General features: G+C 55.2%; 14 protein-coding genes and 4 tRNA genes. 17 read left to right on the plus strand and 1 reads right to left on the minus strand.

Going from position 1 to position 19,445, the window contains the following annotated elements; genetic code table 11:
- Positions 1 to 94: 94 nt before the first annotated feature.
- On the minus strand, positions 95 to 1,345 hold the full coding sequence (serA, locus tag H616_RS0103385) for a phosphoglycerate dehydrogenase (protein WP_027966091.1): 1,251 nt from the start codon (positions 1,343 to 1,345) through the stop codon (positions 95 to 97).
- 222 nt (positions 1,346 to 1,567) lie between these two features.
- Between serA and H616_RS14130 the strand changes: the two genes are divergently transcribed.
- The 17 genes from H616_RS14130 to rpoC all read left to right on the plus strand — a co-directional run bounded on the left by H616_RS14130 (position 1,568) and on the right by rpoC (position 19,337).
- Positions 1,568 to 1,882: an exodeoxyribonuclease VII small subunit gene (locus tag H616_RS14130; protein WP_035572460.1), complete on the plus strand. Its 315-nt coding sequence runs from the start codon at positions 1,568 to 1,570 to the stop codon at positions 1,880 to 1,882.
- Positions 1,872 to 2,756 carry a farnesyl diphosphate synthase gene (locus H616_RS0103395; RefSeq protein WP_051233945.1) on the plus strand — a complete coding sequence of 295 codons (885 nt, stop codon included), beginning with the start codon at positions 1,872 to 1,874 and terminating at the stop codon, positions 2,754 to 2,756. Before H616_RS14130 ends, H616_RS0103395 begins: the two co-directional genes overlap by 11 nt.
- 58 nt (positions 2,757 to 2,814) lie before the next feature.
- The gene (dxs, locus tag H616_RS0103400; RefSeq protein WP_027966093.1) at positions 2,815 to 4,755 is read left to right on the plus strand and encodes a 1-deoxy-D-xylulose-5-phosphate synthase; all 1,941 of its coding nucleotides are present in this window, start codon (positions 2,815 to 2,817) and stop codon (positions 4,753 to 4,755) included.
- Positions 4,752 to 5,735, plus strand: coding sequence for a biotin--[acetyl-CoA-carboxylase] ligase (locus H616_RS0103405; RefSeq protein ID WP_027966094.1), 984 nt, complete (start codon positions 4,752 to 4,754; stop codon positions 5,733 to 5,735). Before dxs ends, H616_RS0103405 begins: the two co-directional genes overlap by 4 nt.
- Positions 5,732 to 6,571, plus strand: coding sequence for a type III pantothenate kinase (locus H616_RS0103410; protein WP_027966095.1), 840 nt, complete (start codon positions 5,732 to 5,734; stop codon positions 6,569 to 6,571). Before H616_RS0103405 ends, H616_RS0103410 begins: the two co-directional genes overlap by 4 nt.
- Positions 6,572 to 6,696: 125 nt before the next feature.
- Positions 6,697 to 6,780: transfer RNA gene (locus tag H616_RS0103415), tRNA-Tyr, on the plus strand.
- An 81-nt stretch (positions 6,781 to 6,861) separates the two neighbouring features.
- A tRNA-Gly gene (locus H616_RS0103420) sits at positions 6,862 to 6,935 on the plus strand.
- Between the two features lie 29 nt (positions 6,936 to 6,964).
- Positions 6,965 to 7,039: transfer RNA gene (locus H616_RS0103425), tRNA-Thr, on the plus strand.
- Between the two features lie 210 nt (positions 7,040 to 7,249).
- Positions 7,250 to 7,325, plus strand: a tRNA-Trp gene (locus H616_RS0103430).
- 65 nt (positions 7,326 to 7,390) lie between these two features.
- Positions 7,391 to 7,759, plus strand: a complete 369-nt coding sequence (gene secE, locus H616_RS0103435; RefSeq protein ID WP_027966096.1) for a preprotein translocase subunit SecE — start codon at positions 7,391 to 7,393, stop codon at positions 7,757 to 7,759.
- A gap of 8 nt (positions 7,760 to 7,767) precedes the next feature.
- Complete coding sequence (gene nusG / locus H616_RS0103440; RefSeq protein ID WP_027966097.1) at positions 7,768 to 8,301, plus strand: transcription termination/antitermination protein NusG; 534 nt, start codon at positions 7,768 to 7,770, stop codon at positions 8,299 to 8,301.
- 79 nt (positions 8,302 to 8,380) lie between these two features.
- The gene (gene rplK, locus H616_RS0103445) at positions 8,381 to 8,812 is read left to right on the plus strand and encodes a 50S ribosomal protein L11 (RefSeq protein WP_027966098.1); all 432 of its coding nucleotides are present in this window, start codon (positions 8,381 to 8,383) and stop codon (positions 8,810 to 8,812) included.
- Positions 8,813 to 8,814: 2 nt separating this feature from the next.
- Positions 8,815 to 9,507: a 50S ribosomal protein L1 gene (gene rplA / locus H616_RS0103450; protein WP_027966099.1), complete on the plus strand. Its 693-nt coding sequence runs from the start codon at positions 8,815 to 8,817 to the stop codon at positions 9,505 to 9,507.
- 261 nt (positions 9,508 to 9,768) lie between these two features.
- Positions 9,769 to 10,272, plus strand: a complete 504-nt coding sequence (gene rplJ / locus H616_RS0103455; RefSeq protein WP_027966100.1) for a 50S ribosomal protein L10 — start codon at positions 9,769 to 9,771, stop codon at positions 10,270 to 10,272.
- 88 nt (positions 10,273 to 10,360) lie between these two features.
- The gene (gene rplL, locus H616_RS0103460; protein WP_027966101.1) at positions 10,361 to 10,732 is read left to right on the plus strand and encodes a 50S ribosomal protein L7/L12; all 372 of its coding nucleotides are present in this window, start codon (positions 10,361 to 10,363) and stop codon (positions 10,730 to 10,732) included.
- A gap of 228 nt (positions 10,733 to 10,960) precedes the next feature.
- Complete coding sequence (gene rpoB / locus H616_RS0103465) at positions 10,961 to 15,040, plus strand: DNA-directed RNA polymerase subunit beta (RefSeq protein WP_027966102.1); 4,080 nt, start codon at positions 10,961 to 10,963, stop codon at positions 15,038 to 15,040.
- An 85-nt stretch (positions 15,041 to 15,125) separates the two neighbouring features.
- Positions 15,126 to 19,337, plus strand: coding sequence for a DNA-directed RNA polymerase subunit beta' (gene rpoC / locus H616_RS0103470; RefSeq protein WP_027966103.1), 4,212 nt, complete (start codon positions 15,126 to 15,128; stop codon positions 19,335 to 19,337).
- The last annotated feature ends 108 nt before the right edge of the window (positions 19,338 to 19,445 follow it).

Raw genomic sequence — 19,445 nt, forward strand, 5'->3', positions numbered from 1 at the left:
GAACCGCCGCCAGGCTTGGCCGTGGCGGCGAGATAGTGTTGATTTCGTGCTGTTGCCACAGGCGGGCTATATTGCCCGTCTGGAGGTGTGCTGGTCAGCTTTCGAGGACGGTCTCGGAATAGAGCACTCGGACGCGCTTGGTATGCTTAACGGCACTTAATGCCTCGAGTGCTTGGCTACCGTACTCTTTATTAACATCAATAACCACATAACCAATTTTTTCGTTGGTTTGCAGATATTGGCCGAGGATATTGATGTTGTTTTCTGATAACACACGGTTAATTTCTGACATGACGCCTGGCACGTTAGCATGAATGTGCAGTAAACGGTGCTTGTCAGGGTGGGCTGGTAGGGCAACTTCTGGGAAGTTAACCGAGGTAATGGTTGTGCCGTTGTCAGAGTAGGTGACCAGTTTTTCGGCGACTTCCTTGCCAATGTTTTCCTGAGCTTCCAGTGTTGAGCCGCCAATATGCGGTGTCAAAATAACGTTGAGCAGGCCGCGTAGCGGGCTGACAAACTCTTCTTCGTTACCTTTGGGCTCTGTTGGGAAAACATCAATGGCTGCGCCGTTTAGTCGGCCGTCCTTGATGGCGTCAGCCAAGGCTTCAATCACTACTACGCTGCCGCGTGATGCGTTGATGAGTATGCTGCCAGGCTTCATCAGGGCGATCTGAGGCTCGCCAATCAACCAGCGTGTGGCCGGCAGATCGGGGACATGCAAGCTGACGATATCGGCACGGCTCAGCAATTCTTCCATGCTGCCTACCTGTTTGGCATTGCCCATGCCCAGCTTGGTGATGACGTCATAATAGATGACCTCAAAACCCAGCGACTCAGCCAGTACTGAAAGCTGCGCGCCAATGTTGCCATAGCCGATGATGCCCAGTACTTTGCCACGTGCCTCATGAGAGTGCTTGGCTGACTTCAACCAGCCGCCTTGATGCGCGCGGGTGCTTTTCTCAGGAATGCCGCGTAGCAGCATAATCGACTCGGCCAGTACCAGCTCTGCTACTGAGCGGGTATTCGAGTAGGGGGCGTTAAATACAGGGATGCCGCGCACCAGTGCTGCGCCGAGGTCTACTTGGTTAGTGCCGATGCAGAAACAGCCCACGGCTACCAGTTTCTCAGCCGCCGCAAAAACGCGCTCGGTAAGCTGAGTGCGTGAACGGATCCCGATAAAGTGCACGCTGCGGATTTTTTCGATCAAGGCCTCTTCGTCCAAGGACGTGGGGAGTCGCTCGATGTTGGTGTAACCCGCATTGAGTAGAGTGTCCACTGCGCTCTGGTGGATGCCTTCGAGCAGTAGGATTTTTATCTTGCCCTTGTCCAGGGACGTTTTGGCCATGGTCGAAACAACCTCTTGCTATACGTAACGTATATCGGATCGGAAAAATATGGGGTTGCATAATAGCACAGACGCTGGCTGCCTCGAATGAAAAAGCAGCGTGGTGGCCATGAGTCAGATGCATAGAGATGCCGATGCGTTTCTAATGGCACACGGTGTCCGCGCTCGCGTGCGTTGAGCGTGTATACTATTCGACTTCAAGAAACCATAGCCGAGGGGCCCATGGCGGCGAGTGAAGAGGCGAGCAGAGAATCTGCACAAGGCGCTGGTGAGCAGCCACCGGCTGACTTCGCCGAAACAGTTGAGCGCTTGGAGGCGCTGGTACAACAGCTGGAGTCCGGAGCGCTGAGCTTGGAGGGATCGCTAGAAGCTTTTGAGCAGGGCGTGCGTCTTGCTAATGATGCGCAGCGCAGGCTCAGTGAGGCCGAGCTCAGAGTACGTACCTTGACCGAGGGCAGTAATGGCGGGCCGGTGCTTGCACCTTTTGACCCGCAGGATGCTGGTGAATTCAGAGGGGGCGGTAACAATGACTGCTGACAGTATGGCGGCACGCCTAGCGGCTGATCGGGCGCGCATTGACGCTTGTCTTGAGGCGCTGTTCGATAATCGCCGGGCAGTAGCGCCGAGGCTTGATGACGCCATGCGCCATGGTGTGCTGGTGGGAGGTAAGCGCCTGCGTCCAGTGCTGGTTTATGCCGCCGGCAGGGCGTTGGGCGCAGAAGACGCGGCGCTGGATGCGCCAGCAATGGCGTTAGAATTGATTCATGCTTATTCTCTTGTGCACGATGATCTGCCCGCCATGGATGACGATGATCTACGCCGTGGCCAGCCAACCGTGCACCGCGCTTTTGATGAGGCCACGGCCATTTTGGCGGGAGATGCGCTGCAGGCGCTGGCCTTTGAGGTGCTGGCCCGAGAGTCAGGCTTGCGCTTGGCGCCTATGGTTGCCACTCTGGCAGATGCCGCTGGACGCGGTGGTATGGTGGCTGGGCAGATGATGGATCTTGCTGCAGTCGGACAAGACCCAGACTTGGCAGGCTTGGCGACTATTCATGACCACAAAACCGGTGCCTTAATTCGTGCGGCGGTCCGGTTGGGTGGGTTGGTGGTCGCTGAAGAAAATGATGCGCGGCTGGCGGCGCTGGAGCGCTACGCGGGTGCGATCGGGCTGGCCTTCCAGGTTCATGATGACATTCTCGATGTAACCGGTGACACCGCAACGTTGGGTAAGGCCAGTGGCGCTGATGCGGCTCGCCATAAGCCAACCTATCCAGCGCTGTTGGGCCTGGAGACAGCTCAGGCCAAGGCCTGTGAGCTAGTCGAGGCAGGTGTGGCAGCGTTGGAGCCGCTGGGTGACGCCGGTGTGCCTTTGGCTGAACTGGCACGCTATATGATCGAGCGAGACCACTGAGGCGAGAATGGGCGCCTGTAGCAGGGCGCGTTTCGTTTCTACGACAGATAGAGCAACCATGAAGCTGTTCGATGAAATTCCGGTTGAGCGTCCAACCACACCATTGCTAGATATGCTGGATGCGCCGGCCGCTTTACGTGCCATGACACTTAGTCAGCTAGAGCAGGTGGCTGATGAGCTGCGTGCTTATCTGCTTTACAGCGTGGGTGTGTCGGGTGGGCATTTTGGCGCAGGCCTAGGAGTGGTGGAGCTAACGGTGGCGCTGCATCGTGCTTTGTTGACGCCCCATGACCGCCTGGTTTGGGATGTTGGTCATCAGGCGTATCCCCATAAAATTCTCACCGGCCGACGTGACGCCATCCTTGGTATTCGCCAGCGTGGCGGTTTGGCGGCTTTCCCTAGTCGTTCCGAGTCGGCGTACGACACCTTTGGCGTAGGCCATTCCAGTACATCCATTTCGGCAGCGCTGGGAATGGCGCTGGCGGCGCGCACGAAGGGAGAGTCGCGGCGAGTGTGTGCGGTAATTGGTGATGGCGCATTAACAGCAGGGATGGCGTTTGAAGCGCTGGCTCATGCTGGCCACGTCAACGCTAATCTGTTGGTGGTGCTCAACGACAACGAGATGTCTATTTCGGAAAATGTCGGGGGGATGGCAAGCTATTTAGCAAAAATCTTGGTTAGTAAGCCTTACACCACGTTGCGGGAGGGCGGTAAAAAAGTGCTTTCGCACTTGCCCGGAGCGCTAGAAATTGCGCGCCGCACAGAGGGGCATGTTAAGGGTATGGTCGGCCCGGCGACATTGTTTGAAGAGATGGGCTTTAACTACGTTGGCCCGATTGATGGGCATGATCTTGATGCCTTGAATGATGCGTTGAGTAGCATGCGCAACCTAGAGGGGCCGCAGTTTCTTCATGTGAGAACTCGCAAGGGGCGAGGCTTTTTGCCCGCCGAAGGGGACCCTGTTGGCTATCATGCGATCACCAAACTTGAAAAAACCAAGCAGCAGTCAAGCGGTGAGTCTTCAGTCGGCCTAAAGCCAGCGCCCGCAGGGTCAGCAGGTTCGACGCCGCGCAAATTCTGTAGCGTGTTCAGCGACTGGGTTTGTGATATGGCAGCAGTTGATGAGCGCTTGGTGGCCATTACGCCAGCTATGCGTGAAGGCTCGGACCTGATCCGCTTCTCGGCGGAGTTTCCTGAGCGGTATTACGATGTGGCGATTGCTGAGCAGCATGCGGTAACGCTGGCAGCCGGTATGGCGTGCGAGGGTGTGAAGCCGATAGTGGCAATTTATTCAACATTTCTCCAGCGTGGCTATGATCAGCTGATTCATGACGTCGTGGTGCAGGATCTGGATGTGACCTTTGCGATTGACCGAGCAGGGTTGGTTGGTGAAGACGGGCCAACCCACCATGGCACCCTAGACTTGTCTTACCTGCGTTGTATCCCGGGGTTGATAGTGCTGGCGCCTGCTGATGAAGCGGAGTGTCGTGCCATGCTGAGTGCGGCCTACCATTATCCGGGGCCGGCAGCAGTGCGTTACCCGCGAGGCACCGGGCCTGGTGTTGAGGTTCCTGGTCACCTTGAGTCACTGGCGATTGGGCAGGCAGAGTGGCGTCGCGAGGCGAGCCATCATGGCTCCAGTGTTGCGTTGTTGGCGTTTGGCACGCTCAACGGCGTTGCGGGTGACGTGGCTGAGCGGCTTGATGCGACGCATTTGAATATGCGCTCGGTCAAGCCGCTTGACCGAGCGGCGATTCTTGCGGCGGCTGATCGTCACTCGCTACTGGTTACGCTGGAAGAAAATGTTATTGCTGGCGGTGCGGGGAGTGCTGTTGGTGAGCTGTTGTTGGCAGAGGGCCGAACGGTGGCTGTGCTTAATCTTGGGCTGCCTGATGCGTTTATTGAGCATGGCACGCCTGAGGAGCTGTTGGCAGGCTGTGGGTTAGATGCCGATGGGGTTGAGGCCAGTATTAGGCAGTGGCTGGAGAAAAACGCATGACCATTGGCGACCTGATTCGTTTGCTGAGTGACGGTGAGTTGCACTCGGGTCAGCAACTGGGCGAGCGTCTTGGGGTGTCTAGGGCTGCCGTGTGGAAGCAGTTGCGCAAACTGGAGTCGCTGGGTATCGAGCTGGTGTCGGTCAGAGGGCGAGGATATCGGCTGGCTCGTCCTTTGGAGCTGCTTGATGGTGCTGCTCTAGTGTCAAAGCTGTCACGCGATTCGCGTCGGCATTTGCAGCGACTGATCGTCGAAGACAGTTTGCCGTCAAGCAATGAGTATCTGCGCCAACGCTTTATGCAGGGGGCGGGGCATGGAGAAGTGTGCCTGGTCGAATATCAGGAAACTGGGCGTGGTCGCCGAGGGCGCAGGTGGTCGGCGCCTTGGGGAGGGGCTGTAATGCTATCCACCGGTTGGCGCTTCGAAGCCGGAGTGGCTTCTCTTGAAGGGCTTAGTTTGGCGGTGGGTGTTGTCTTGGCTCAAGTGTTGGAGCGTCATGCAGTTAGGCCTTTTCTCAAATGGCCAAATGATGTGTTGTTGGCTATGGCAGACGGTAGCTTTGCTAAGCTGGCTGGTATTTTGGTTGAAGTCAGTGGTGATGTGGCTGGGCCCTGTGAGGCGGTTATTGGGCTGGGTATCAATGTTGATTTCTCGGCGGCTTTTCGCGGTGACATTGAGCAGTCGGTTGCGACTGTGCATGACCAGTCGCCAGCGTTGAGTCGTAACGTGCTGGCGGCAGACGTGATTGACTCGCTGCTGCCGCTGTTGGCGGGTTTTGAAAAGAGCGGTTTTGCTCCTTGGCAGGATGCCTGGAATGCACGACATGGCTTTGCTGGCCTGCCTGTTGAGGTAATACGAGGTAAGCAGCGGTTATCTGCGATTGCGGAGTCGGCCGATACCGCAGGCAACTTGTGGGTCAGGCATGCTGGCGGGCGTGAGCGCCTTGCTGGTGGCGAGGTTAGTTTGCGGAGGCGCCTGTGATACTTGACCTGGATATTGGTAATACGCTTTCTAAATGGCGGCTTAAAGATGCAAATAGCAGTGAGATTCGCTCGCGCGGTGCTGTTTGGACTCGTGAAGAGTGGCGTCCGGGTGCGGATATTCCGGATCTTGATGTGGTCGAGGCGGTGCGTATTTCCAGTGTGGCGCGAAAGTCGGTGCTGGCGCGTACGGTATCGCTGCTAAGGCGCCAAGTGCGGCAGGTGCATGTGGCTCGTTCGGTGCCCGAGGCACTCGGTGTAACGAATGGCTATCAAGACGCGAGTCGTCTGGGTGTGGATCGCTGGATGGGTGTGCTGGGAAGCTATCAGCTGGCAGGGGGGTGCTGCAGTGTCGACTGTGGTAGCGCTATCACCATCGATTTTGTGCTTCCGGGTGGGCGGCATCTTGGGGGGTATATTGTCCCTGGGCTGCGCTTGATGAAGGAGAGTCTCAAGCTCGGAACGCGCAATGTGGCTATTGACCCTGACAGCGAAGCAGAAGAGTTGCTGGTGCCGGGGCGGCGAACTGTTGAGGCAGTGAATCATGGGATTTATATGGCGGCGATCAGTGCGGTAAACAGCGCTTATCATGAGGTGTGTGACCGGGAAAGTGTCGCTTTGCCAATGTTGGTGACTGGTGGGGATGCACAAGTGGTTTCACGCGGGCTGCAAATGCCACATGCGGTATGGCCTGACATGGTTTATGGCGGTTTGGAGGCTTCGTTTCCATTAACCGTGGCGGAGCGTGCTGGTCGCATGTCGGGGGCGCCAAGGGTGTTGAGCCCGATTGCTTTGGAAAAGATTCGGGCAAGGGTTGCATTGTCCTCTCTCGTTTGAAATACTCCGCCGCGCTCTGTGAAGCTGCTGGTGGTTTTGCCGTGTAGCTAGCTGTAGTAAGTCAGGTAATTCGAACAACAATTACTTGACTTGTTGGGCTCAGGCGGTAGAATGCACCGCCATCTGGAGGGATTCCCGAGTGGCCAAAGGGAGCAGACTGTAAATCTGCCGCGAAAGCTTCGAAGGTTCGAATCCTTCTCCCTCCACCAGTTAATCCAAGATTGCATTGGTGTTTTTAAAGAATGCAGTTTTGTGGCAAGAGCAAGACAACGCTGAATCAAGCAACGTTTGCGGGCATAGTTTAATGGTAGAACCTCAGCCTTCCAAGCTGATGATGCGGGTTCGATTCCCGCTGCCCGCTCCATCTTGTTGGTGTTTGCTTGAAGGTGTTTCGCTCATGTAGCTCAGGGGTAGAGCACACGCTTGGTAAGCGTGAGGTCGACGGTTCAAATCCGTCCATGAGCTCCAGATAAAAAACAGGCGGGCTCAGGCTCGCCTGTTTTGTCTTTTGGTGTTGTGAGTGTGCCGAGCGTGGCTGACGTAGGTGGGTTGCGCTAGGTTGTTTGAGAAAGTGTTTGAGGGTAAGTGTTGGTAGGGTTGTCATCGGTGGTTAGATTCGCTATGATGTCGCCCGCTGTCATCGGGGTGCTTGCAAAGAGCAGTCCGTGAGAGAGATACAGGCCAGTAGCTCAATTGGCAGAGCAGCGGTCTCCAAAACCGCAGGTTGGGGGTTCGATTCCCTCCTGGCCTGCCAGTCTTCCCCAGACTGGTTTTATTTCATTTATGCTTCGATTGCCACGCCTTGAGGAGTCTTGTTTCATGAAGCCAAACGCCGAGGTGCAAGGCTCGCGCCACGACGGTCTCAAGTGGCTGGTGGTCGTCATTCTTTTGGCGATTGCTGTGATCGGTAACGCCTGGTTCACTGATGTTGCAATCCTCTACCGCGTGCTAGGTGTTGTCGCGGTGTGTGCTATTGCTGCAGGTGTTGCGCTGGTGACTACGCGGGGCAAGGCCCTGGTAGAGCTGGCGCGCAGTGCCAAGAAAGAAATTCAGCGAGTTGTCTGGCCAACGCGCCCCGAAACTATCCAGACGACAGCCATTGTGCTGGCGGCCATACTGGTGGTCGGCCTGATGCTGTGGGCGATCGATACGCTAATTGGCTGGTTAATGACCAGCGTTATTGGTTAGGAGAGCTCATGTCCAAGCGTTGGTACGTCGTACATGCCTATTCCGGGTTTGAAAAACAGGTCATGCGCTCGCTCATCGAGCGGGTAAAGATGTATGAGATGGAAGATCGCTTTGGCGAGATTCTGGTGCCGACCGAAGAAGTGGTAGAAGTGCGTGACGGCAAGCGCCGTAAGAGTGAGCGCAAGTTTTACCCCGGTTATGTGCTGGTCGAAATGGAAATGGCCGATGAAACTTGGCACCTGGTGAATGAAACGCCGCGTGTCATGGGGTTTATTGGCGGTACCAAGGAAAAGCCAGCACCGATTACGCCACGTGAGGCGGAAGGCATTCTTAGTCGTGTTAAAGATGGCGTGGATAAGCCGCGTCCCAAGACGATGTTTGAACCAGGTCAGTCGGTGCGTGTTATCGACGGGCCTTTTGCCGATTTCAACGGTGTGGTTGAGGAAGTCAACTACGATAAGAGTCGCCTTCAGGTCAGTGTGTTGATCTTTGGTCGCTCTACACCGGTCGAGCTGGAATTTGCCCAGGTCGAAAAAGAATAGATTATTGCTGCAGCCAGTAGTGTTAGTGGCTGCTTGAACCGGGGAGCCGAAAGGCGCTAGTACCCAACTGGAGTCCATTATGGCCAAGAAAGTACAGGCTTACATCAAGCTGCAAGTTGCAGCGGGTAAAGCTAATCCGAGTCCCCCCGTGGGCCCCGCGCTGGGTCAACACGGTGTTAACATCATGGAATTCTGTAAGGCGTTTAACGCTGAAACACAGGGTTTAGAGCCGGGTCTGCCGACTCCCGTGGTGATTACTGTTTATTCCGATCGTAGCTTTACTTTTATCACCAAGACGCCGCCTGCGGCAGTCCTGTTGAAAAAAGCGGCTGGAATCAAGTCCGGTTCAGGTGAGCCGAACAAGAAGAAGGTTGGGACCGTGACCCGCGAGCAGCTCGAAGAGATCGCTAAGACCAAGGAGCCGGATTTGACGGCTGCGGATCTTGATGCTGCCGTGCGTACTATTGCCGGTAGTGCCCGTAGTATGGGCCTGAACGTGGAGGGTCTCTAATCATGGCTAAGCTTTCAAAGCGTGCGAAGGTGATTCGCGAAAAAGTTGATTCCACCAAAGCCTACAGCCTCGATGAAGCTGTTGCGCTGCTGGCTGAGCTGTCTACAGTTAAGTTCAAAGAAACTGTGGAAGTGGCGATTAACCTTGGTGTTGATCCGCGTAAATCTGACCAGGTAGTACGTGGTGCTACCGTGCTGCCCCATGGAACTGGCCGCGATGTACGCGTGGCTGTGTTTACCCAGGGCGCTAATGCTGATGCTGCCAAGGAAGCCGGTGCCGACGTGATCGGTATGGACGACCTGGCTGAGCAGGTTAAGCAGGGTCAGCTCGATTTTGACGTGGTCATTGCTTCGCCAGATGCGATGCGCGTTGTGGGTCAGCTTGGTCAGATTCTTGGTCCGCGTGGCCTGATGCCTAACCCCAAGGTTGGCACAGTGACGCCTGATGTGGCGACTGCGGTTAAGAATGCTAAAGCGGGTCAGGTGCGTTTCCGTACCGATAAGAACGGCATCATTCATACTAGCTTGGGTAAAGTTGACTTTGATGCGGCTGCGCTTCGTGGCAACTTGGATGCACTGATCGGCGACTTGAAGCGTCTTAAGCCGAGCACCTCCAAAGGTATTTATTTCAAGAAAGTCTCGTTGTCCACTACCATGGGCCCGGGGCTGACTATCGACCATTCCTCTCTCGTCTGAGTAACGGTCGAAAACAGGCAGTGAACTTTGCGGTCCCCGTGCAGCATTCTCTCGAGATGCCAGGGGCGGGGCACCGTCAAAGACCGCAGGTGCCGCCTTTCTAAAGAAGGGCGGCTTAATCATCCCTAGGGATGGCCTGCGCAGATGGTGTGGCCGCCAGCTATCTGGTGAGCACCATCATTAGGCTCTCTGGCTTCTGCCAGAGAGAGATGGTAACCACCGGAATCCTCAATGAGGTTCCGGCACGAAGGAGTGATCACTATGGCACTAGCACTTGAAGGCAAGAAAGCCATTGTTGCCGAAGTCAGTGAAGCGGCCAAGGATGCTCTCTCCGTCGTCGTTGCTGACTCTCGCGGCGTACCGGTCTATAAAATGGCCGAACTGCGTAAGCAGGCTCGTGAGAATGGCGTGCAGATCCGTGTTATTCGTAACACCCTAGCACGCCGCGCCCTGCAGGATACTCCTTGGGAGTGTCTGAATGAGAGCTTCGTAGGTCCGACTCTGTTGGCTTTCTCCACTGAGCACCCGGGCGCTGCTGCCCGCTTGTTCAAGGCGTTCGCCAAGGCTGAGCAGAACTTTGAAGTTAAGGCGCTGGCATACGAAGGCGAGCTCATCCCGGCTAGCGATCTGGATCGTCTGGCAACATTGCCGACATACGACGAAGCGATCGCCAATCTGATGTCCGTCATGAAAGAAGCATCTGCTGGCAAGCTGGTTCGCACACTGGCCGCATTGCGCGACCAGAAGCAGGAAGAGGCCGCCTGATAGGGCTGTTTGTTTCCTGTTGCCGAATCAATATTGAATCATTGAGTCATCGCGCGTCGAGGCTCCCGCAAAGTTTAGGAAAATGAAAATGGCACTGACCAAAGAAGACATCATTAACGCCGTCGCTGAAATGTCTGTTATGGATGTTGCTGAGCTGATTGAAGCGATGGAAGAAAAGTTTGGCGTTTCTGCTGCCGCTGCTGTTGTTGCTGGCCCTGGTGGTGGTGACGCTGCTGCTGCAGAAGAGCAGACAGAATTTGACCTGGTGCTGACCGGCGCTGGCGAGAAGAAAGTTAACGCGATCAAGGCTGTGCGTGAAATCACTGGCCTGGGCCTGAAAGAAGCTAAAGGCTTGGTTGACGGCGCTCCTGCGACAGTTAAAGAAGCTATGTCTAAGGAAGAAGCTGAAGAAGCAAAAGCCAAGCTGGAAGAAGCTGGCGCGAGCGTGGAGCTCAAGTAACCCTTGTGCTCGAAGCCATGCATTGCGTGAGCTTCAATGGCTGGTGGCGGGACGCCCGCTGCCGGCCTTTTTCTGTTGTTGCTAGTCGGATGCCGCTAGGCTACCGCTAGACGAATTCCGATGGCGAGCTCCTGTTGGTGACTCGCCGTCAGCGCCTGATGAAGCCGGTTTCATCAGGTGGCGCCGACATGCATCGGTCACCCATGGTGAACAAGCTGGGGAATACAGATGGCTTACTCATACACTGAGAAAAAACGCATCCGCAAGGATTTTGGCAAGCTGCCGCAAGTGATGGATGTGCCTTACCTGCTGGCGATCCAGCTTGATTCCTATTATGACTTTCTCCAGCAGGACCGCTCGCCTGACGAGCGTATGGAAGTCGGGCTGCACGCGGCTTTCAAGTCCGTGTTCCCGATTGCCAGCTTCTCTGGTAATGCGGCGTTGGAGTATGTCAGCTACCGATTCGGTACGCCGGCATTCGACGTCAAGGAATGCCAGTTGCGTGGTGTAACGTATTCTGCTCCTTTACGCGTTAAAGTCCGCCTGATCATCTATGATCGGGACTCGTCAAACAAGGCGATTAAGGATATCAAAGAGCAGGAAGTCTACATGGGGGAAATTCCCCTGATGACTGAAAATGGTACCTTCGTAATCAATGGTACCGAACGTGTCATCGTTTCCCAGCTGCACCGTTCGCCGGGCGTGTTCTTCGACCACGATAAGGGCAAGAGCCACTCGTCCGGTAAGCTGCTGTATTCTGCGCGAGTGATTCCTTACCGCGGCTCGTGGTTGGACTTCGAGTTCGACCCCAAAGACGCGGTTTTTGTGCGTATCGACCGTCGTCGTAAACTGCCAGCGTCGGTGCTGTTGCGTGCGCTGGACATGAGTGCCGAGGAAATTCTTGGTGAGTTCTTTGATACCAGCTCTTTCCATGTCGAGAAGACAGGTTTCTCCGTGGATCTGGTGCCGTCGCGCCTACGTGGTGAAACAGCGACATTTGATATCAAAGATGCTGATGGCGGTGTGATTGTTGAAGAAGGTCGCCGAATTACCCAGAAGCACATCCGCCAGCTCGAAAAAGCCGGGCTGAAGCGTCTTGAAGTACCGATGGAATATCTGTATGGCAAGATCTTAGCCAAGGACCAGGTGGATGCTAAAACGGGTGAGCTGATCTGCCCGTGTAATACTGCCATCACACCTGAGGTGCTGGAGGCTCTTGCTACGGCAGGCGTTAAGCAGCTTGAGACGCTGTACACCAACGATCTCGATTGTGGGCCCTTCATTTCCGATACGCTGCGCTTGGATACCACCAATTCCAGGCTAGAGGCGTTGGTTGAAATCTATCGCATGATGCGCCCTGGCGAGCCGCCGACAAAAGAGTCTGCTGAGACACTGTTCAACAACCTGTTCTTCTCAGAAGACCGTTACGACCTGTCTGGCGTCGGTCGCATGAAGTTCAATCGCCGTTTGCGTCGTGCAGAAGACACAGGCTCTGGGGTTCTGGATCAAGGTGATATTCTGGATGTGCTCAGAGAGCTGATCAATATTCGTAACGGCTTTGGTGAGGTCGATGATATTGATCACCTGGGCAACCGCCGCGTGCGTTGCGTTGGTGAAATGGCAGAAAACCAGTTCCGCGTAGGGCTGGTGCGCGTTGAGCGCGCTGTGCGCGAGCGCCTGTCTATGGCTGAAAGTGAAGGCCTGATGCCCCAGGACCTGATTAACGCCAAGCCAGTGGCGGCAGCAGTCAAAGAGTTCTTTGGTTCCAGTCAGCTGTCCCAGTTCATGGATCAGAACAACCCGCTGTCTGAGGTTACCCACAAGCGGCGCGTGTCAGCACTCGGCCCAGGTGGCCTGACCCGTGAGCGTGCCGGCTTTGAAGTGCGTGACGTTCATGCCACTCACTATGGTCGTCTATGTCCGATCGAGACGCCGGAAGGCCCGAACATCGGCTTGATCAACTCGCTGGCCACTTATAGCCACACCAACAGCTACGGTTTCCTTGAGACGCCTTATCGTAAGGTGGTCGACAGTCAGGTGACCGATGACGTGGTACGTCTGTCGGCTATTGAAGAAGGCGATTACGTTATCGCCCAGGCCTCGGCCATGGTGAACGAACAGAAGCAGCTTGTTGACGACCTGGTTCAGGTGCGTCACAAGGGTGAAACCACCTTTATGCGTCCTGAGCAAGTGACGTTGATGGACGTATCGCCGCGTCAGGTAGTATCAGTCGCAGCCGCGTTGATCCCGTTCCTTGAGCACGATGATGCTAACCGCGCCCTGATGGGGGCCAACATGCAACGTCAGGCCGTGCCAACCCTGCGTGCCGACAAGCCGTTAGTCGGTACTGGAATGGAGCGCGTTGTTGCGCGTGACTCCGGTGTCTGTGCTGTGGCGCGTCGTGGTGGCGTTATCGACTCGGTAGATGCCAAACGCATTGTGGTGCGGGTCAATGAAGATGAGATCATTGGCGGTGAGGCTGGGGTAGATATCTACAACCTGACCAAGTACCTGCGTTCTAACCAAAACACCTGTCAGAATCAGCGCCCCATTGTGCGGCCTGGTGATGATGTGGCGCGTGGTGACATTCTTGCCGATGGCCCGTCAGTAGATATGGGTGATCTGGCCTTGGGTCAGAACATGCGTATCGCCTTCATGCCGTGGAACGGCTATAACTTCGAGGATTCGATCCTACTCTCGGAGCGCGCCGTTGAAGAAGACCGCTTTACCACTATCCATATTCAGGAACTGACGTGTGTGTCACGAGACACCAAGCTGGGCTCTGAGGAAATTACCTCGGACATTCCTAACGTTGGTGAGTCGGCTTTGTCCAATCTGGACGAGGCGGGTGTGGTTTATATTGGTGCGGAAGTCGGTCCAGGCGACATTCTGGTTGGTAAGGTGACGCCGAAAGGTGAAACCCAGCTGACGCCGGAAGAAAAACTGCTGCGTGCCATCTTTGGTGAAAAAGCGTCTGACGTAAAAGACACATCGCTGCGTGCGCCTACAGGGATGAAGGGCACCGTTATTGATGTTCAGGTGTTTACACGTGATGGCGTAGAAAAGGATTCGCGGGCACTGTCGATTGAGAAGATGCAGCTTGATGAGGTTCGCAGAGATCTTAACGAGACTTATCGAATTGCTGAAACTGCGACTCATGAGCGTCTGTTGCGCAACTTGGTTGACAAGCCTGTTAATGGCGGCCCAAAACTCAAGAAGGGCGATGTCCTGACGCATGACTACCTTGAGGCGCTGCCACATAACCAGTGGTTCAAGCTTCGCATGCAGGACGAAAGCCTTAATGAGCTGCTGGCTCAGGCTAATGAGCAGCTTGAAAATCGTCGCAAAGAAATGGAAGAGCGTTTCGAAGACAAGAAACGCAAGTTGACTCAGGGCGACGACCTAGCGCCAGGTGTGCTCAAAATCGTCAAAGTGTACCTTGCGATCAAGCGCCGTCTGCAGCCGGGCGACAAAATGGCTGGGCGTCACGGTAACAAGGGTGTTATCTCGGCAATCATGCCCGTCGAAGACATGCCGTTTGATAATAATGGCGACTCTATTGATGTCGTTCTCAACCCGCTGGGTGTTCCGTCGCGGATGAACGTGGGGCAGATTCTTGAGACTCACCTGGGGCTGGCGTCTCATGGCCTTGGTGTGAAGGTTGAGCGGTTGCTTCGCCATGAGCGTGAGCGGCAGGTTAAGGAGCTGCGTGAGTTCCTTGGCCAGGTGTATAACTCGATTGATGGTACACGCGTCGAGAACCTAGATGCTCTGGATGATGATGAAGTCATCGAGCTGGCCAAAAACCTGAAAGGCGGTGTTCCGATGGCAACGCCGGTCTTTGACGGGGCTGAGGAAAGCGAGATCAAGCAGTTGCTCAAGCTGGCTGATCTGCCGGAGTCTGGTCAGATGACCCTGTATGATGGTCGTACTGGCGAAGCCTTCGACCGGCCGGTAACCGTGGGTTATATGTACATGCTCAAGCTCAACCACTTGGTGGATGACAAGATGCACGCGCGTTCTACCGGCTCATATTCGCTTGTTACCCAACAGCCGTTGGGTGGTAAAGCGCAGTTCGGTGGCCAGCGCTTTGGTGAGATGGAGGTCTGGGCCCTGGAGGCCTACGGCGCCGCCTACACCCTTCAGGAAATGCTCACGGTCAAGTCGGATGACGTGGAAGGTCGCACCAAGATGTATAAGAGCATCGTGGACGGTGACCATGCCATGCAAGCGGGAATGCCGGAATCCTTCAACGTATTGGTGAAGGAAATCCGCTCGCTGGGCATTGACATCGAGCTGGAGGATTGAGGCTGCCGTAAGGGCACTTCAAAGAATGACGGTCCGCGGGGGTGCAGGTTGCCCCCGTCACGATAACTCCGCAGCGGAGCGATCCATGAAAGATTTGGTCAAAGTTCTCAAATCACAGTCTCAGTCCGATGAGTTCGAAGCGATCAGAATCTCGCTTGCCTCGCCGGACATGATCCGTTCTTGGTCTTTTGGTGAGGTCAAAAAACCTGAGACCATTAACTACCGTACCTTCAAGCCCGAGCGTGACGGCTTGTTCTGCGCCAAAATCTTTGGCCCAGTGAAAGATTACGAGTGTCTGTGCGGCAAGTACAAGCGCATGAAGCACCGCGGTATCATCTGTGAAAAGTGTGGCGTCGAAGTTACCAAAGCGGCAGTGCGCCGTGAACGGATGGCGCATATCGAACTGGCTTCACCGGTTGCACATATTTGGTTTTTGAAGTCGCTTCCGTCGCGTATCGGCATGTTCCTCGACATGACCCTGCGTGATATTGAGCGCGTGCTGTATTTTGAAAGCTTTATGGTTATCGACCCAGGCATGACGACGCTGGAGCGTGGCCAGCTGCTCAATGACGAGCAGTATTTTGAGGCACTTGAAGAGTTTGGTGATGACTTTGATGCCCGCATGGGTGCCGAAGCTGTGCAGTCTCTGCTCAAGGACATTGATCTGGAAGAAGAGATTGAGCGTCTGCGTGAAGAAATTCCACAGACTAACTCTGAAACTAAGATCAAGAAGCTGTCTAAGCGTCTTAAATTGCTGGAGGCATTCCATGGCTCTGGTAATAACCCCGCTTGGATGGTCATGGAAGTTCTGCCGGTGTTGCCGCCAGACTTGCGCCCGCTGGTACCGCTGGACGGTGGCCGCTTCGCGACCTCTGATCTGAATGATCTGTATCGCCGAGTGATTAACCGGAATAACCGCCTCAAGCGCCTGCTGGATCTGAATGCGCCAGACATCATCGTGCGTAACGAAAAGCGCATGTTGCAAGAAGCGGTTGATGCGCTGCTTGATAACGGGCGTCGTGGTCGTGCGATCACCGGTTCCAATAAGCGCCCGCTCAAGTCGCTAGCCGACATGATCAAAGGTAAGCAGGGCCGCTTCCGTCAGAACTTGCTGGGTAAGCGTGTCGACTACTCTGGCCGTTCGGTCATCGTGGTGGGGCCAACACTGCGTTTGCATGAGTGCGGTCTGCCCAAGAAGATGGCGCTGGAGTTGTTCAAGCCGTTTATCTATTCCAAGCTGCAGGCCAGCGAGCAAGCCTCGACGATCAAAGCAGCGAAGAAGATGGTCGAGCGTGAGTTGCCGGAAGTTTGGGATATCCTCGCAGAAGTAATTCGCGAACATCCGGTGTTGTTGAACCGAGCTCCGACTCTGCACCGCTTGGGCATTCAGGCCTTTGAGCCGCAGTTGATTGAGGGCAAGGCGATTCAATTGCACCCGCTGGTGTGTGCTGCCTATAACGCCGATTTTGACGGTGACCAGATGGCGGTACACGTACCGCTGACGCTTGAAGCTCAGCTTGAAGCCCGTGCACTGATGATGGCCACGAATAACGTGCTGTCACCGGCTAACGGTGAGCCGATCATCGTGCCATCTCAGGATGTGGTGCTGGGTCTTTATTACATGACCCGCGAGAAGGTTAATGCCCGAGGCGAGGGTATGATGTTCTCCGACCTCGATGAGGTAGAGCGTGCTTTCGGCACCCAACATGTTGAGCTGCATGCGCGCGTTAAAGTGCGGCTAGATGAAGTTGATATCGACGAGAATACCGGTGAGCGTACGGAAGTGCGTCGCTTGCATGACACCACCGTTGGGCGTGCGTTGTTGTTCCGCATTCTGCCGGAAGGTGTGCCTTTTGCGTTGATCGACCAGTCGATGAAGAAAAAAGCTATCTCGAAACTGATCAACGAAGTGTATCGGCGTGCGGGTCTCAAGCCAGCGGTAATTTTTGCTGACCAGTTGATGTACACCGGCTTTCGTATGGCCACTTGGTCAGGAGCCTCAATTGGTGTTAATGACTTCGTCATTCCTGCTGAGAAAGCGGCAATCGTTGATGCTGCCGAAGAAGAAGTTAAAGAAATTGAAGACCAGTTCTCGTCAGGCTTGGTGACTGCAGGCGAGAAGTACAACAAGGTAATTGATATTTGGGCGCGTGCTAACGACCAGGTGGCCAAGGCCATGATGGTAGGCATTTCCAAGGAAACGGTTACCAATCGCGAAGGCGAGGAAGTCGAGCAGGACTCGTTCAATAGTGTCTTCATCATGGCTGACTCTGGTGCGCGTGGTAGTGCCGCCCAGATTCGCCAGTTGGCGGGTATGCGTGGTTTGATGGCCAAGCCGGATGGTTCGATCATCGAAACGCCGATCATTGCAAACTTCCGTGAAGGCCTGAACGTTCTGCAGTACTTCATCTCGACCCACGGGGCGCGTAAAGGGCTGGCGGATACGGCACTCAAGACAGCTAACTCTGGTTATCTGACGCGTCGTTTGGTGGATGTGGCCCAGGATATGGTGATCATTGAAACCGACTGCGGCACCGAGCAGGGCTTGACGCTGCATCCGGTAATTGAGGGTGGGGACATTATTGTTACCCTCGCTGAGCGTGTGCTGGGCCGAGTTGTGGCAGCCGATGTCATTGATCCGGTCAGTGATGAAGTGCTGATTGAGCGTGGCACGCTGCTCGACGAAGCTTGGTGTGCCAAGCTTGATACCATGAGCGTTGATGAAATTGTCGTGCGCTCAGCTATTACCTGTGAGGCAGCTCACGGCGTTTGTTCTAGCTGCTATGGTCGTGACTTGGCGCGTGGTCACCAGGTAAATGTTGGTGAGGCGGTCGGTGTTATTGCCGCTCAGTCCATCGGTGAGCCGGGTACCCAGCTGACGATGCGTACCTTCCACATTGGTGGTGCGGCATCGCGGGCTTCGGCAGTTGATAGTGTTCAGGTTAAGCACGGTGGCACGGTGCGCCTGCATAATGTCAAGTCGGTAGAGCGTGCTGACGGTAAGCTGGTGGTGGTTTCTCGTTCTGGCGCATTGGCGGTAGCTGATGACCACGGTCGTGAGCGCGAGTACTACAAGCTGCCTTATGGTGCGGAACTGTCGGTACGCAGCGAAGACCAGGTCGATGCAGGGCAGATGGTGGCGAAGTGGGATCCGCACACTCACCCGATCATTGCTGAGGCTCAGGGTAAGGTGCAGTACGCCGAGCTGGAAGAAGGCCTGACCATGCACCGTAGCGTCGATGAGATGACTGGATTGTCATCTATCGAAGTCATCGATGCGGCAGCGCGGCCAATGGCTGGTCGTGATAAGCGCCCGATGATCCTGCTGTCTGACGAGAGTGGGGCAACAGTGACGCTGCCTGGTTCAGACACGCCAGTGCAATACCCGCTGCCTGGTAAGGCAATTATTACCGCCGATAATGGCTCGCCTATTGGTGTGGGTGAGGTTGTTGCTAGGATTCCTGTTGAGGCGACAGCCAACAAAGATATCACCGGTGGTTTGCCGCGCGTTGCTGACCTGTTTGAGGCGCGTAAGCCGAAGGATCCGGCAATTCTTGCTGAAATTAGTGGTGTGGTTAGTTTCGGTAAAGAGACCAAGGGTAAGCGACGCTTGGTGATTACGCCGGAAGAGGGCGATGCTTACGAAGCGCTGATTCATAAATGGCGTCAGCTTGCGGTGTTTGAGGGTGAGACGGTTGAGAAAGGCGAGGTTGTCTCGCACGGACCGAGCAGCCCTCATGACATCTTGCGCCTGCTGGGTGTTGCCGAACTGGCCAAGTACATCACTGCTGAAGTGCAAGAGGTTTATCGCTTGCAGGGCGTTGGCATTAATGACAAGCATATCGAGGTTATTGTGCGTCAGATGCTGCGTAAGGTTGAAATTACTGATGCCGGTGATTCCGACTATATACCCGGTGATCATGTTGAACTTAGCCAAGTGCTGGCACAGAATGCGCGGCTGGAAAAGGCCGACAAGTTCCCTGCCAGGTATGAGCACTTGCTGCTGGGTATCACCAAGGCAAGCTTGGCAACCGAGTCGTTCATTTCTGCGGCCTCCTTCCAGGAGACGACGCGAGTTCTGACCGAAGCGGCGGTGACGGGTAAGCGTGACTATCTGCGTGGCTTGAAAGAGAATGTTGTGGTAGGGCGCTTGATCCCGGCAGGTACCGGCCTAACGCATCATGCAGAGCGCCGTCGCTTGCGTGAAGGTGGCGGTGAAGTAGAGCGGCCGTCTGCGCTTGATGTTGAGCAGGAATTGGGTGCTCAGCTGACCGCGCTGGACGCCGACAGTAAATAGCAACATCTGAAAGACTGGTTTAGCTCGGTGTCTTATGGCACCGGGCTTGACGGGCCAGGTTTCAGCCTTTAAAATGCGCAGCCTTTAATAGTGGGCCAGTTATATCTG

The sequence above is a fragment of the Halomonas halocynthiae DSM 14573 genome, assembly GCF_000425725.1.
Classification (GTDB): domain Bacteria; phylum Pseudomonadota; class Gammaproteobacteria; order Pseudomonadales; family Halomonadaceae; genus Halomonas; species Halomonas halocynthiae.

Coding starts and splice junctions, on each gene's coding strand:
- serA (WP_027966091.1), bottom strand. CDS start 1,345: ATGGCCAAAACGTCCCTGGACAAGGGCAAGATAAAAATCCTACTGCTC.
- secE (WP_027966096.1), top strand. CDS start 7,391: ATGAAGCCAAACGCCGAGGTGCAAGGCTCGCGCCACGACGGTCTCAAG.
- H616_RS0103395 (WP_051233945.1), top strand. CDS start 1,872: ATGACTGCTGACAGTATGGCGGCACGCCTAGCGGCTGATCGGGCGCGC.
- rpoC (WP_027966103.1), top strand. CDS start 15,126: ATGAAAGATTTGGTCAAAGTTCTCAAATCACAGTCTCAGTCCGATGAG.
- nusG (WP_027966097.1), top strand. CDS start 7,768: ATGTCCAAGCGTTGGTACGTCGTACATGCCTATTCCGGGTTTGAAAAA.
- dxs (WP_027966093.1), top strand. CDS start 2,815: ATGAAGCTGTTCGATGAAATTCCGGTTGAGCGTCCAACCACACCATTG.
- H616_RS14130 (WP_035572460.1), top strand. CDS start 1,568: ATGGCGGCGAGTGAAGAGGCGAGCAGAGAATCTGCACAAGGCGCTGGT.
- rplJ (WP_027966100.1), top strand. CDS start 9,769: ATGGCACTAGCACTTGAAGGCAAGAAAGCCATTGTTGCCGAAGTCAGT.
- rplL (WP_027966101.1), top strand. CDS start 10,361: ATGGCACTGACCAAAGAAGACATCATTAACGCCGTCGCTGAAATGTCT.
- rpoB (WP_027966102.1), top strand. CDS start 10,961: ATGGCTTACTCATACACTGAGAAAAAACGCATCCGCAAGGATTTTGGC.
- rplK (WP_027966098.1), top strand. CDS start 8,381: ATGGCCAAGAAAGTACAGGCTTACATCAAGCTGCAAGTTGCAGCGGGT.
- H616_RS0103405 (WP_027966094.1), top strand. CDS start 4,752: ATGACCATTGGCGACCTGATTCGTTTGCTGAGTGACGGTGAGTTGCAC.
- rplA (WP_027966099.1), top strand. CDS start 8,815: ATGGCTAAGCTTTCAAAGCGTGCGAAGGTGATTCGCGAAAAAGTTGAT.